This is a genomic window from Enterobacter cloacae complex sp. P38RS (assembly GCF_014930775.1).
Lineage (GTDB): Bacteria > Pseudomonadota > Gammaproteobacteria > Enterobacterales > Enterobacteriaceae > Enterobacter > Enterobacter bugandensis.
Map to the genome: position 1 here is coordinate 1 of NZ_JADBRS010000008.1, position 12,994 is coordinate 12,994.

Annotated in this window: 14 protein-coding genes and 1 other annotated feature (1 of these 15 cut by a window edge); of the genes, 10 read left to right on the forward strand and 4 right to left on the reverse strand. The window is 55.1% G+C overall.

Features of this window, described 5'->3' with window-relative positions; all coding sequences use genetic code 11:
* Window positions 1-98: 98 nt before the first annotated feature.
* Window positions 99-1,766, reverse strand: coding sequence for an energy-dependent translational throttle protein EttA (gene ettA, locus IM303_RS12200; RefSeq protein WP_003856515.1), 1,668 nt, complete (start codon window positions 1,764-1,766; stop codon window positions 99-101).
* A 227-nt stretch (window positions 1,767-1,993) separates the two neighbouring features.
* On the opposite strand from ettA, the gene sltY reads away from it, so the two are divergent.
* Together sltY and trpR are read left to right on the forward strand one after the other, a co-directional pair.
* On the forward strand, window positions 1,994-3,931 hold the full coding sequence (gene sltY, locus IM303_RS12205) for a murein transglycosylase (RefSeq protein ID WP_048999010.1): 1,938 nt from the start codon (window positions 1,994-1,996) through the stop codon (window positions 3,929-3,931).
* A gap of 55 nt (window positions 3,932-3,986) precedes the next feature.
* Window positions 3,987-4,316, forward strand: coding sequence for a trp operon repressor (trpR, locus tag IM303_RS12210; protein WP_024907404.1), 330 nt, complete (start codon window positions 3,987-3,989; stop codon window positions 4,314-4,316).
* Here the strand turns inward: trpR and yjjX are convergent.
* A complete protein-coding gene (gene yjjX, locus IM303_RS12215; RefSeq protein WP_041911281.1) occupies window positions 4,307-4,822 on the reverse strand; it encodes an inosine/xanthosine triphosphatase in 516 nt (171 codons plus the stop codon). The two genes, trpR and yjjX, sit on opposite strands and share 10 nt — an antisense overlap.
* Before the next feature lie 50 nt (window positions 4,823-4,872).
* Here yjjX and gpmB point away from each other — a divergent pair, with 50 nt between their 5' ends.
* On the forward strand, window positions 4,873-5,520 hold the full coding sequence (gpmB, locus tag IM303_RS12220) for a 2,3-diphosphoglycerate-dependent phosphoglycerate mutase GpmB (RefSeq protein WP_008502057.1): 648 nt from the start codon (window positions 4,873-4,875) through the stop codon (window positions 5,518-5,520).
* Here the strand turns inward: gpmB and robA are convergent.
* Window positions 5,517-6,386 carry an MDR efflux pump AcrAB transcriptional activator RobA gene (gene robA, locus IM303_RS12225; RefSeq protein WP_028015450.1) on the reverse strand — a complete coding sequence of 290 codons (870 nt, stop codon included), beginning with the start codon at window positions 6,384-6,386 and terminating at the stop codon, window positions 5,517-5,519. The genes gpmB and robA overlap by 4 nt on opposite strands.
* 211 nt (window positions 6,387-6,597) lie before the next feature.
* Between robA and creA the strand changes: the two genes are divergently transcribed.
* Genes creA through creD form a run of 4 tightly spaced genes read left to right on the forward strand, consistent with a single transcriptional unit; the run spans window position 6,598 to window position 10,605 of the window.
* On the forward strand, window positions 6,598-7,068 hold the full coding sequence (gene creA / locus IM303_RS12230; protein ID WP_014882476.1) for a protein CreA: 471 nt from the start codon (window positions 6,598-6,600) through the stop codon (window positions 7,066-7,068).
* Window positions 7,069-7,082: 14 nt separating this feature from the next.
* Window positions 7,083-7,772, forward strand: coding sequence for a two-component system response regulator CreB (gene creB / locus IM303_RS12235; protein ID WP_048999013.1), 690 nt, complete (start codon window positions 7,083-7,085; stop codon window positions 7,770-7,772).
* Complete coding sequence (gene creC, locus IM303_RS12240; RefSeq protein WP_048999015.1) at window positions 7,772-9,196, forward strand: two-component system sensor histidine kinase CreC; 1,425 nt, start codon at window positions 7,772-7,774, stop codon at window positions 9,194-9,196. Before creB ends, creC begins: the two co-directional genes overlap by 1 nt.
* Before the next feature lie 56 nt (window positions 9,197-9,252).
* Complete coding sequence (creD, locus tag IM303_RS12245; protein ID WP_048999017.1) at window positions 9,253-10,605, forward strand: cell envelope integrity protein CreD; 1,353 nt, start codon at window positions 9,253-9,255, stop codon at window positions 10,603-10,605.
* A 46-nt stretch (window positions 10,606-10,651) separates the two neighbouring features.
* Here the strand turns inward: creD and arcA are convergent, their stop codons facing one another.
* Window positions 10,652-11,368 (reverse strand): two-component system response regulator ArcA, encoded by a 717-nt coding sequence (gene arcA / locus IM303_RS12250; RefSeq protein ID WP_003856501.1) that lies wholly within the window; start codon window positions 11,366-11,368, stop codon window positions 10,652-10,654.
* Window positions 11,369-11,463: 95 nt separating this feature from the next.
* On the opposite strand from arcA, the gene yjjY reads away from it, so the two are divergent.
* The 3 genes from yjjY (at window position 11,464) to thrL (ending at window position 12,970) form a co-directional block, all read left to right on the forward strand.
* Entirely contained in the window at window positions 11,464-11,604 is a 141-nt protein-coding gene (gene yjjY, locus IM303_RS12255; RefSeq protein WP_085928893.1) for a protein YjjY, read from the forward strand.
* 399 nt (window positions 11,605-12,003) lie between these two features.
* Window positions 12,004-12,690 carry a tRNA/rRNA methyltransferase gene (locus tag IM303_RS12260; RefSeq protein WP_048999019.1) on the forward strand — a complete coding sequence of 229 codons (687 nt, stop codon included), beginning with the start codon at window positions 12,004-12,006 and terminating at the stop codon, window positions 12,688-12,690.
* Between the two features lie 211 nt (window positions 12,691-12,901).
* A complete protein-coding gene (thrL, locus tag IM303_RS12265) occupies window positions 12,902-12,970 on the forward strand; it encodes a thr operon leader peptide (protein WP_015572623.1) in 69 nt (22 codons plus the stop codon).
* Window positions 12,909-12,994 (forward strand) — a sequence feature (Thr leader region) (it continues 32 nt past the right edge of the window). It overlaps the preceding gene by 62 nt.

Sequence of the window (12,994 nt, forward strand, 5' to 3'; positions counted from 1 at the left end):
TGGTAAAGGAAAGGCCCTGGAGATACCCCACAGCCCCGAAAAAGGGCCAGTCAGAGTCTTAACTGACTGGCATTACAACCGAGGTTGCCGTTTTGCTTTTATTTCGCAATACGCTTGTACTTAATACGCTTCGGCTCCAGCGCGTCTGCGCCCAGCGTGCGTTTTTTGTACTCTTCGTATTCGGTGAAGTTACCTTCGAAGAACTCCACTTTACCTTCGTCCTGGTAGTCCAGGATGTGGGTCGCGATACGGTCCAGGAACCAGCGGTCGTGCGAGATAACCATGGCGCAGCCCGGGAACTCCAGCAGGGCGTTTTCCAGTGCGCGCAGGGTTTCGATATCCAGGTCGTTGGTCGGTTCATCGAGCAACAGAACGTTACCGCCCACCTGCAGCAGCTTCGCCAGGTGCAGACGACCACGCTCGCCGCCGGACAGCTCGCCCACGCGTTTGCCCTGGTCGGTGCCCTTAAAGTTAAAGCGGCCAACGTAGGCGCGGCTTGGCATCTCGGTGTTGCCGATACGCATGATATCCAGACCGCCGGAGACTTCTTCCCACACGGTTTTGCTGTTATCCATCGCGTCACGGAACTGGTCTACGGAGGCCAGCTTCACGGTTTCACCCAGGGTGATTGAGCCGCTGTCTGGCTGTTCCTGACCGGACATCATGCGGAACAGGGTCGATTTACCCGCGCCGTTCGGACCGATGATGCCAACGATAGCGCCTTTCGGTACGGAGAAGGTCAGATCGTCGATCAGCACGCGGTCACCGTAGGACTTACGCAGGTTGGTCACTTCAACCACTTTATCCCCCAGACGCGCTCCAGGTGGAATAAACAGTTCGTTGGTTTCGTTACGTTTCTGGTATTCGGTGTTGTTCAGCTCTTCAAAGCGTGCCAGACGGGCTTTGCCCTTAGACTGACGGCCTTTCGCGCCCTGACGAACCCACTCCAGCTCTTTCTCGATAGACTTGCGACGGGCCGCTTCCTGAGACGCTTCCTGCGCCAGACGCTGATCTTTCTGCTCCAGCCAGGAGGAGTAGTTGCCTTCCCACGGAATACCTTCACCGCGGTCCAGCTCCAGGATCCAGCCGGCGACGTTGTCGAGGAAGTAACGGTCGTGGGTAATTGCTACAACGGTGCCTTCGAAGTCGTGCAGGAAGCGCTCCAGCCACGCCACGGATTCCGCATCCAGGTGGTTAGTCGGTTCGTCGAGCAGCAGCATGTCTGGTTTTTCCAGCAGCAGGCGGCACAGCGCCACGCGGCGGCGTTCACCACCGGAGAGATTCGCGATTTTCGCATCCCAGTCCGGCAGACGCAGGGCATCGGCCGCGCGCTCCAGCTGCACGTTCAGGTTGTGACCGTCGTGCGCCTGGATGATCTCTTCATATTTGCCCTGCTGAGCGGCCAGTTTGTCGAAGTCCGCATCCGGCTCGGCGTATTTGGCATACACTTCATCCAGACCTTTCAGCGCGTTAACCACTTCGGATACCGCTTCTTCAACGGATTCACGTACGGTGTGTTCCGGGTTCAGCTGAGGTTCCTGCGGCAGGTAGCCGATCTTGATGCCTGGCTGCGGACGGGCTTCACCTTCGATGTCTGTATCGATGCCGGCCATGATGCGCAGCAGGGTGGACTTACCGGCACCGTTGAGACCCAGCACACCAATTTTTGCGCCCGGGAAGAAGCTCAGCGAGATATTTTTAAGAATATGACGTTTCGGCGGGACAACTTTGCCGACACGATGCATGGTATAAACGAATTGAGCCACGTGGACTTCGCCTCTTTTATCGTAAATGAGAAGGAATTTCAGCCTCGAAGTGTAGCCTTTTTCACGCCCTAATCCCAGCCAGGAACGTCGGGAGTGTTAAAACGCGCAAGAAAGGTAAAAAAGTGTCCATGACGTGGCGCGTTGCTGGATGCCTGGTTAGCATAAGTTGTTGTGACTTTGACGTGGCAAGACGCTGCAATTGACGAAAAAACAATGAGGAAGAGCTTGTGGAAAAAGCCAAACGGGTGGTCTGGCGTCTGCTGGCTGCCAGCGTATGCGTAATGGCGGTAAGCCAGGCGGTGCATGCCGATTCACTGGATGAACAACGTAACCGCTACGCCCAGATTAAACAGGCGTGGGACAACAAGCAGATGGATACCGTGCAGGCGCTGATGCCGACGCTCAAGGATTATCCGCTGTATCCATATCTGGAGTATCGCCAGATTACCGACGATCTGATGAACCAGCCGACCGTCACCGTGAATAATTTCATTCAGGCGAACCCGACCCTGCCGCCTGCCCGAAATCTCCAGTCTCGTTTTGTGAATGAGCTGGCGCGGCGTGAAGACTGGCGCGGCCTGCTGGCGTTTAGCCCTGACAAGCCGAATACCACCGAAGCGCAGTGTAATTACTACTATGCGAAATGGGCGACCGGGCAGCAGGAAGAGGCCTGGGCCGGGGCGAAAGATCTGTGGCTGACCGGCAAAAGCCAGCCGAACGCCTGTGATTCCCTGTTCGGCGCATGGCGCGCTTCCGGCAAGCAGGATCCGCTGGCCTACCTTGAGCGCATCCGCCTGGCGATGAAAGCCGGCAACACGCGTCTGGTAACCGCGCTGGCAGGGCAGATGCCGTCCGACTACCAGACGATCTCCTCGGCGGTTATCGCGCTGGCAAACGATCCTAACAGCGTCCTGACCTTTGCCCGCAGCACGGGCTCGACCGATTTTACCCGCCAGATGGCGGCGGTGGCTTTTGCCAGCGTGGCGCGTGACGATGTCGAAAACGCGCGGCTGATGATCCCGCAGCTGGTGCAGGCGCAGCAGCTGAATGAAGATCAAACCCAGGAGCTGCGCGACATCGTGGCCTGGCGACTGATGGGCACGGACGTGACCGACGAACAGGCGCGCTGGCGTGACGATGCGATCATGCGCTCAAACTCGACCTCGCTTGTCGAGCGCCGCGTGCGTATGGCGCTGGGCACCGGCGACCGCCGTGGCCTTAACACCTGGCTCGCGCGTTTGCCGATGGATGCCAAAGAAAAAGACGAATGGCGCTACTGGCAGGCCGATCTGCTGCTGGAGCGCGGTCGTGAAGACGAAGCCAAAGAGATTCTTCACTCGCTGATGCAGCAGCGCGGGTTCTACCCGATGGCGGCGGCGCAACGGCTGGGCGAGGAGTACACGCTTAAGATCGACAAAGCGCCCGCTAACGCGAACCCCGCTCTGACGCAGGGGCCAGAGATGGCGCGCGTGCGCGAGCTGATGTACTGGAACATGGATAACACCGCGCGCAGCGAGTGGGCCAACCTGGTGACCAGCCGCACCACGGATGAAAAAGCGCAGCTTGCCCGCTATGCGTTTGATAATCGCTGGTGGGATCTGAGCGTGCAGGCGACGATTTCAGGCAAGCTGTGGGACCATCTCGAAGAGCGTTTCCCGCTGGCGTATAAAGATCTGTTTGACCGCTACACCAGCGGCAAAGATATCCCGCAAAGCTACGCCATGGCGATTGCCCGTCAGGAGAGCGCCTGGAACCCGAAAGTTCGTTCACCGGTGGGTGCCAGCGGGCTGATGCAAATTATGCCGGGGACGGCGACGCATACGGTGAAGATGTTCAACATTCCAGGTTACAGCAGCCCGTCACAGCTTCTCGATCCGGATACCAACATCAACATCGGCACCAGCTATTTGCAGTATGTCTATCAGCAGTTTGGCAATAACCGCATCTTCGCGTCGGCGGCGTATAACGCCGGTCCGGGGCGCGTGCGCACCTGGCTTGGCAACAGTGCAGGACGCATTGACGCAGTGGCGTTCGTGGAGAGCATTCCGTTCTCGGAAACGCGCGGCTACGTGAAGAACGTGCTGGCTTATGACGCCTACTATCGCTACTTCATGGGGCAGAAAGATACCCTGATGAGCGATGCCGAGTGGCAGAGACGTTACTGATCGGCATGGGTTGTGTTATGCTGTACTCGCTAAAGAGTACAAGAGGCAGCATAACATGACCCAGCATTCCCCGTATTCCTCGGCAATGGCCGAACAGCGTCACCAGGAGTGGCTTCGTTTTGTGGAGCTGCTTCGCCAGTCTTACGAGCAGGATTTGCACCTACCCCTCATGCAGCTGATGCTTACGCCGGACGAGCGTGAGGCGCTGGGCACGCGCGTGCGGATTATTGAAGAGCTATTGCGCGGTGAGATGAGCCAGCGCGAGCTGAAAAACGAGCTGGGCGCGGGCATCGCGACGATCACCCGTGGATCGAACAGCCTGAAGTCCGCGCCGGTTGAGCTGCGCCAGTGGCTCGAGTCAGTCTTATTGAGCGATCAACGATAAATGGCGTTATGAAACGGGCTCAGCGCCAGGATCACCGCCTGATGGTAAACCCCTGAACGCGTGAGCTTACCCGCCGTAAAGACGCCAATCGCCCCTTCTTTACGCCCAATCTCATCAATGCCGGTGTACTGTGACATCACCGGCCCGAGCGCTTCACCTGCACGGACTTTTTCCAGAATGATCTCCGGCAGCGGCAGGGTGGCTGAGCGCGCTTCGCCGCGCTGCTCACGGCTTTCAATCACCACCCAGCTAAAGGTTGCGCCTTCGTCGATGCCTGCTTCAATGGCGACCCAGAAGTCAGCCTTCGGGGCCGCGGCTTTTGCATTTGCCACGCGATTTCGTGCGCCAGCGCGCGTTTCCTCGCTGCCAAACGGCTGTTCAGGTACGCCACTCTCGACGCCGATGGCCTCAATATGGCAGGATCCTTCGCCGAAAATCTCTTCAAAAGCCTTTAGAATTGCCTGAATTTTGGCAGGATTGGTGGTAGCAGAGACAACATGGTGCATAATTAAGCTCAATTCAAAAAAAACTCATCGCAGTATAACGGAAAAAAAGCATGTTACAGGTATACCTTGTTCGCCACGGTGAAACGCAGTGGAACGCCGAGCGACGTATTCAAGGCCAGTCAGACAGTCCTCTCACCGAGAAGGGTGTGCAGCAAGCGTGGCAGGTGGCGGAACGCGCCAGAACGCTGGGCATTACCCACGTTATTACCAGCGATTTAGGTCGCACACAGCAGACGGCGCGCATCATTGCCGACGCCTGCGGCTGCGATGTGATGCTTGAGCCGCGCCTGCGCGAGCTGGATATGGGCGTGCTGGAAAAGCGCCATATTGATACGCTGACGGAAACGGAAGAGGGCTGGCGCCGCACGCTGGTGAACGGTACCGAAGATGGTCGTATTCCTGAAGGGGAATCCATGCAGGAGCTGAGCGTGCGTATGCATGCCGCGCTGGCGGAATGCCTCAAGCTTCCGGCAGGCAGCCGTCCGCTGCTGGTGAGTCACGGTATCGCGCTCGGCTGCCTGGTGAGCACCATTCTGGGGTTACCGGCTTACGCTGAGCGTCGGTTACGCCTGCGTAACTGCTCCATTTCCCGGATTGATTATCAGGAAAGCGCGTGGCTGGCGTCGGGCTGGGTCGTGGAGATGGCAGGGGACATTTCGCATCTCGATGCCCCTGCGCTTGATGAACTGCAGCGTTAACGACGGACAGGAATCAAGAATTCCATACGCAGATTGATTGGGCCTTCTTCCGGTTTGGCATCCTGCGCCGGGTAGTAGCGCTCGATATCCTGACCTTTACGGCGATTCAGATTCAGCATTGGCATGCAGGTCCCGTAAACGGTCAGGATAAACTCCTGGACGCCCGTACCCAGTCCTTCATACGAGAACATCACGTACTCGCCGCCTTCCAGCACGACCGGCTTCGAACCCTGAATGTAGCCATTCGCCAGCTCCGGCGTCAGCGCGGTGGTGTAAAACACCTCCTGCTCGTCGTCTTTTTCCTGGCTTGGGTGCGTTTCGTTGAGGCCATACAGGATCGGCGGAATGGCCGGCGCATGGCTCAGGAAATCGCGCCAGAACTGGACGCGCATCTGATGGCGGAACTCAGAAATCTGCTCCAGAGAGCACGAGTAGCTCTGGGTAGTACCGATCAGATGGGTTTCCGGCAGAGTGACCATTTCGTATTTCGGCATCGCGAACTCGCCCAGACGCAGCGGCGGACGCATGCCAAACGAGCTCCAGTCAGGCGAGCGGCGATAGAGCGCTGGCGTCAACGAGAACTGTTTTTTAAAGGCGCGGGTGAAGGTTTGCTGCGAATCAAAACGGTACTGCAGGGCAATATCCAGAATTGGCCGCGCGGTCAGGCGCAATGCCACCGCAGATTTCGATAAACGACGTGCGCGAATATAGGCACCGATAGCATGACCGGTGACATCCTTGAACATCCTTTGCAGATGCCACTTGGAATAGCCCGCTTTAGCCGCCACATTATCCAGTGACAAAGGCTGGTCGAGATGACCTTCCAGCCAGGTGAGCAGGTCGCGAATAATTCCAGCCTGATCCATATACTATCCTCATCCTTAAAACAGCAGGTGCCTGATAACAGGTTAGCGGATAATAGCATTTTTTGATGTTTTAGCATTCAGTGTTTTTTTTGCGCATTAATGCCTTTTCTCTCTCATTTTGGGTGAATATATTCTAATCCTGTGATCTTGCTACATTTTTGACTAACGTGTTGAATAATCGCTCAATGCAATTTTAAAGAATGGTAACAATATGAAATACAAGACTTTGCTTCTTACTGCCCTGCTGCTGGTAGCGGGCCGTGCGGCGCAGGCGGAACAGATTGGTTCTGTCGATACCGTGTTCAAAATGTTCGGTCCGGACCACAAAATTGTGGTGGAGGCGTTTGACGATCCGGACGTGAAAAACGTCACCTGCTACGTTAGCCGCGCGAAGACGGGCGGTATTAAAGGCGGCCTGGGGCTGGCGGAAGACACTTCCGATGCGGCGATCTCCTGTCAGCAGGTGGGGCCGGTTGAGCTGAGCGATAAAATCAAAAACGGCAAAGCGCAGGGCGATGTGGTGTTCCAGAAACGGACCTCGCTGGTGTTTAAAAAGCTGCAGGTGGTGCGTTTCTATGATGCAAAACGCAACACCCTGGCCTACCTGGCGTATTCCGATAAAGTGGTGGAAGGGTCACCGAAAAACGCCATTAGTGCGGTGCCGATTATGCCGTGGCATTAATTCAGGGATGAACCATGCAACGACCTGTAGTCTGGCTGGTTGAAGACGAAACCAGTATCGCCGATACGCTAATCTACATGCTTCAGCAGGAAGGATTTGCAGTAAAAGCGTTTGAGCGCGGTTTACCGGTGCTGGAGGCGGCGCGCCAGCAGGCTCCGGCGATCGCCATTCTTGACGTCGGGCTGCCGGACATCAGCGGCTTTGAGCTCTGCCGCCAGCTTCTGGCGCAGCATCCGTCACTGCCCGTGCTGTTTCTGACGGCACGCAGTGACGAAGTGGATAAACTCCTCGGCCTGGAAATGGGCGCAGACGACTACGTCGCCAAGCCTTTCTCCCCGCGTGAGGTGTGCGCCCGGGTAAGGACCATTTTACGGCGGATGCAAAAATCCGCCGCCCCAGCGGAGACGGTGCGTATCGGAAAGTTTGAGCTGAACGAAGCTGCTGCCCGAATTAGCTGGTGCGGTGAAGCATTACCGCTCACGCGCTATGAGTTTTTGCTGCTTAAAACGTTACTACAGGCTCCGGGAAGGGTTTTCTCTCGGCAACAGTTAATGGACAAGGTGTGGGGCGAAGACGGCGACAGTTACGATCGTACCGTGGACACTCACATCAAGACCCTGCGCGCCAAGCTGCGGGCAGTGAATGAGGAACTGTCACCCATCAGCACCCATCGCGGTATGGGCTATAGCCTGGGGCTTTATTAATGCGCATCGGAATGCGTTTGCTGCTGGGGTACTTCCTGATCGTCGCCATCGCCGCATGGTTTGTGCTGTCGATCTTTGTTCAGGAAGTGAAGCCCGGCGTGCGCAGGGCAACCGAGGGCACGTTGATCGATACCGCGACCTTGCTCGCCGAAGTTGGGCGTGAGGATCTTCTTTCGGGCAATGCTCAGCAGGGCAGACTGGCGCAGGCCTTTTTACAGCTCCATCAGCGGCCTTTCCGCGCCAATATCGGCGGCATTCATAAGGTGCGCAACGAGTATCACGTCTACATGACCGATGCGCAGGGCCGCGTCGTGTTTGATTCTGCCGGCCTGGCCGTGGGGCAAGATTACTCTCGCTGGAACGATGTCTGGCTGACGCTTCGCGGCCAATACGGCGCGCGCAGTACCCAGAGCCATCCCGACGATCCGGAGAGCACGGTGATGTATGTTGCCGCACCGGTTGTGGAGCAGGGCAAGATTATCGGCGTGCTGTCGGTGGGGAAACCGAACAGCGCGATGGCGCCGGTTATCCAACGCAGCGAGAGGCGGATTCTGTGGGCTGGCGGGGCGCTGCTTGGCATTGCTTTACTGATCGGTTTTCTCGTCGCCTGGTGGATCAATCGTTCCATCAGTACGTTATCGCGCTATGCCGACTCGGTGACCACTGATACGCCTCTCCCGCTGCCTAATCCAGGCAGTAGCGAACTGCACAAGCTGGCTCAGGCGCTGGAAAATATGCGTATTCGCCTTGAAGGGAAAAACTACATTGAACATTATGTCCATGCGCTGACCCACGAGCTGAAAAGCCCAATAGCCGCCATACGCGGCGCGGCAGAAATTCTCACCGAGCAGCCGCCGCCGCAGGTGGCCGCGCGGTTTATCGATAATATTCTGGTGCAAAACGCGCGTATGCAGTCGCTGGTTGAAAAACTGCTGACTCAGGCGCGGCTTGAAAATCGGGTCGAGATTACGCCCCAGGCCGTCCGCGTCGACCTGCTGTTTACACGGCTTGCCGACGCGCGTTCGGCGCTATTGGCGGTAAAAGAGATTGCGCTGACCCTCCAGCCCGCTTCGCTTCTTGTTGAAGGCGATCCCGACCTGCTTGAACAGGCGCTCGGTAATTTACTGGATAATGCTATCGATTTTACCCCACAGGGTGGTGCCATTGAACTGGCGGCCCGGGAAGAGCAGGGGCAGATACGGCTGAGCGTCACCGACAGCGGAAGCGGGATCCCGGATTATGCGCTGGAGCGTATTTTTGAGCGCTTTTATTCCCTGCCGCGCGAGAATGGGTTGAAAAGTAGCGGACTCGGGCTGGCGTTTGTTCAGGAGGTGGCGCGTCTGCACCACGGAGAGATTACATTGCGTAATCGTGATGAAGGTGGCGTGATAGCCACGCTGACACTTCACCGTCCCTTCACATAACTTCAAACTGGCCCCACACAGCCTGGTTACGCTCTCCACATCACAAAGGAGACGTAATGATGAAATCCCCCCTGTTCTGGAAAGTAAGCACCCTGCTGGGGTGCATCCTGCTGTTGTTAGTCCCACTGTTTATGGTGAGTAACCTCATTTCAGAGCGTGAAAGCTACCGCAACGATGTCGAAAATACGCTTCGCCAGAGCACCAGCGGGCCGCAAAAATTGGTCGGCCCGCTGATTGCGATCCCGGTAACCGAGGTTTTTTACAAGTTAGAGGATGAGAAAAAAGTCGAGTACAAGAAAAGCTATATGCATTTTATCCTGCCGGAGTCTCTGCGCGTTGAGGGTAACCAGCGCGTTGAGTCGCGAAATGTCGGCATCTATGACGGACAGATCTGGAATACCGACCTCAACATAAAAGCCCGATTCAACACGGAAAAAATGACGCAGCTGAAAGGGGAGTCGATGACCCTGGGGCAGCCGTTTATCGTTGTTGGCGTGGGCGATGCTCGAGGCATTGGCACGGTGAAAGTCTCCAGTATCAACGGCGAGACGCTAAGTGTGGAGCCGGGTACAGGCGTGTATGGCGCGCTTCCCGGTATCCATATCCCGCTGACTGACAAGGCGCTGGAATTAAAAACGTTTGCTATGGATATTTCGCTGAATCTGACGGGAACAGGAAGTTTTGCCGTGGTACCTGTAGGACGTAGCAGTGAAATGGCGCTGAACAGCAACTGGCCGCATCCTGGCTTTATGGGTAATTATCTACCGGTGAAGCATAAAATTGGTGACACCGGGTTTCAGGCGAACTGGCAGAGCAGCTGGTTTGCGAACAATCTTGAGAGCTGGTTCAACGGAAGCGAGTCGCCGTCATGGGAGTCGATCCCCGCCTTCAGCGTTACGGTAGCCACGCCCGCCGATCAGTATCAGCTGACTGACCGGGCGATCAAGTACGCCATTTTGCTGATTGCGCTGACGTTTATGGCCTTCTTTGTTTTCGAGACCTTAACCGGGCTGCGCCTGCACCCGATGCAGTATCTGCTGGTGGGGCTGTCGCTGGTGCTGTTCTATCTGGTGCTGTTGGCGCTATCAGAACATGTCGGGTTTACGCCAGCCTGGGTAGTTGCAAGTTTGGTTGGTGCGGCGATGAACGGAATGTACCTGCAGGCCGTGCTGAAAAGCTGGAAGCGCAGCGGACTGTTTGTGCTGGCCTTGCTGGGGTTGGATGTGGTGATGTGGTTCCTGCTGCGCTCGGAGGATAGTGCACTGCTGTTGGGGTCTGCGGTTCTCGCGCTGGCGCTGTTCGCCGTCATGTACCTGACTCGTCATTTCGACTGGTATTCGCTTTCACAGCCGAAGCGACCTGCGCCGCCCGCAGAACCTGATAACGACACAATGCGGATCTGGAAATAAAAAAAAACGGCGCAAATGCGCCGTTTTTCATGCGTTAACTGCGGGATTATTCCTGCAGATCACCGCAGAAACGGTACCCCTCGCCGTGGATGGTGGCGATGATTTCCGGCGTATCAGGCGTCGATTCGAAATGCTTACGAATACGACGGATGGTCACGTCTACGGTACGGTCATGAGGCTTCAGCTCACGACCGGTCATTTTCTTCAGCAGTTCTGCACGGGACTGAATTTTGCCCGGATTTTCGCAGAAGTGCAGCATCGCGCGGAATTCGCTGCGCGGCAGCTTATACTGCTCACCGTTCGGGCTAATCAGCGAACGGCTATTGATATCAAGTTCCCAGCCGTTGAATTTGTAGCTGTCGACGCTACGACGCTCTTCGCTGACCGTGCCCAGGTTCATGGTGCGGGACAGCAGGTTGCGTGCACGAATGGTTAACTCGCGAGGGTTGAACGGTTTGGTGATGTAGTCATCCGCACCGATCTCCAGGCCAAGAATTTTATCAACTTCGTTATCACGGCCCGTCAGGAACATTAACGCGACGTTCGCCTGTTCACGCAGTTCGCGCGCCAGCAGAAGACCGTTTTTGCCCGGCAGGTTGATATCCATGATCACCAGGTTGATATCATTTTCAGAAAGGATCTGATGCATCTCTGCGCCATCGGTCGCTTCAAAGACATCGTAGCCTTCTGCTTCGAAAATGCTCTTTAACGTGTTGCGTGTTACCAACTCGTCTTCAACGATAAGAATGTGCGGGGTCTGCATGTTTGCTACCTAAATTGCCAACTAAATCGAAACAGGAAGTACAAAAGTCCCTGACCTGCCTGATACATGTCGCAAATTAACATGATCGGCTTAACGTGACTAAAGTACGTAATTGCGTTCTTGATGCACTTTCCATCAACGTCAACAACATCATTAGCTTGGTCTTGGGTACTTTCCCTTTGGACCCGACAGTGTCAAAAACGGCTGTCATCCTAACCATTTTAACAGCAACATAACAGGCTAAGTGACACCAGACACCCAATAAAACTACGCTTCGTTGACATATATCAAGTTCAATTGTAGCACGTTAACAGTTTGATGAAATCATCGTAGCCGAATGCTAGCCTTTGTCACAATTTTTCAATAAACCAACTAGTTGCGGAGATTGATTTATAAACAAAGCGAATCCAATCAGAACAGGGTATTCACGTTGCCATTATCATTATAAAACATAGGGATAATAGGCTTCTGTTAACATTCTAACTGATTGTTCAGACACAAAATAGTTTAGCGTCTTTAATTTGTTATGAAACGCTATTTCGGTGATTTGTGTTGCAAATTTGTAAATTCGTGCTGCGTAATATGTTGAAGTGCATCACACTTTTCTCCGCTAACTGATTAAAAAGAGAGCATAAATGCATCTGTCGATTGTACTGGTCGCTCCAGCCAGAGCCGAAAATATAGGCGCTGCGGCGCGTGCCATGAAGACCATGGGTTTTACCGATTTACGTATTGTGGACAGCACTGCGCACCTGGAGCCTGCCGCCCGCTGGGTGGCGCACGGTTCGGGGGATATTCTCGATAATATAACGACTTACGCTACGCTTGCCGACGCGCTGCATGACATTTCATTTACCGTTGCCACCACAGCACGCAGCCGGGCGAAGTTCCACTACTACGCCACGCCTGCTGAACTGGTGCCCATGCTGGAAGAGAAAAGCCAGTGGCTTGAGAAAGCCGCGCTGGTATTTGGTCGTGAAGATTCCGGGCTCACCAACGAAGAGCTTGAGCTGGCGGACGTTCTCACCGGTGCGCCGATGGTAGCCGATTATCCTTCCCTGAATTTAGGCCAGGCGGTAATGGTCTATTGCTATCAATTAGCTTCCCTAATGCAAATCCCTCAACCCCAGACGGAAGCCGCCAATGAAAATCAGCTGGCCGCGCTTCGTGCTCGCGTAGAGCGTCTTTTATCGAGCCTTGGCGTTGCGGACGATCAAAAAATGGACGACTGGCTACAGCAGCGCCTTGGACGTCTTGAGCAGCGGGACACCGCCATGTTGCACCGTTTGCTGCACGATATTGAAAAAAAATTGGCCGAGTAAAATGCTGTCATAAGTTTTTACTATGGCGAAATGGTCTGTCGTGGAGGGTTGCGACTGGGGGATTCGGATGAAAATAAAACGTCACGCAGCGTGACGTGAACGTCCGCGGAATTGTGATCAAATTAAAAATTCATTGACTTAAGGTGCCCGATCCTTTAACCCTAAAAGAATACAGCACAGACAGATAATAATGACAGAGTACACAACATCCATGAAACGCATCAGCATCACCACCATTACCACAACCATCATCATTACCACAGGTAACGATGCGGGCTGACGCGTACAGGAAAAACAGAAAAAA

What these genes read in the sequence shown, in the direction of transcription:
- trpR (WP_024907404.1), top strand. Translation starts at nt 3,987, where the DNA reads ATGACCCAGCATTCCCCGTATTCCTCGGCAATGGCCGAACAGCGTCAC.
- yjjX (WP_041911281.1), bottom strand. Translation starts at nt 4,822, where the DNA reads ATGCACCATGTTGTCTCTGCTACCACCAATCCTGCCAAAATTCAGGCA.
- gpmB (WP_008502057.1), top strand. Translation starts at nt 4,873, where the DNA reads ATGTTACAGGTATACCTTGTTCGCCACGGTGAAACGCAGTGGAACGCC.
- robA (WP_028015450.1), bottom strand. Translation starts at nt 6,386, where the DNA reads ATGGATCAGGCTGGAATTATTCGCGACCTGCTCACCTGGCTGGAAGGT.
- creA (WP_014882476.1), top strand. Translation starts at nt 6,598, where the DNA reads ATGAAATACAAGACTTTGCTTCTTACTGCCCTGCTGCTGGTAGCGGGC.
- creB (WP_048999013.1), top strand. Translation starts at nt 7,083, where the DNA reads ATGCAACGACCTGTAGTCTGGCTGGTTGAAGACGAAACCAGTATCGCC.
- creC (WP_048999015.1), top strand. Translation starts at nt 7,772, where the DNA reads ATGCGCATCGGAATGCGTTTGCTGCTGGGGTACTTCCTGATCGTCGCC.
- creD (WP_048999017.1), top strand. Translation starts at nt 9,253, where the DNA reads ATGATGAAATCCCCCCTGTTCTGGAAAGTAAGCACCCTGCTGGGGTGC.
- arcA (WP_003856501.1), bottom strand. Translation starts at nt 11,368, where the DNA reads ATGCAGACCCCGCACATTCTTATCGTTGAAGACGAGTTGGTAACACGC.
- IM303_RS12260 (WP_048999019.1), top strand. Translation starts at nt 12,004, where the DNA reads ATGCATCTGTCGATTGTACTGGTCGCTCCAGCCAGAGCCGAAAATATA.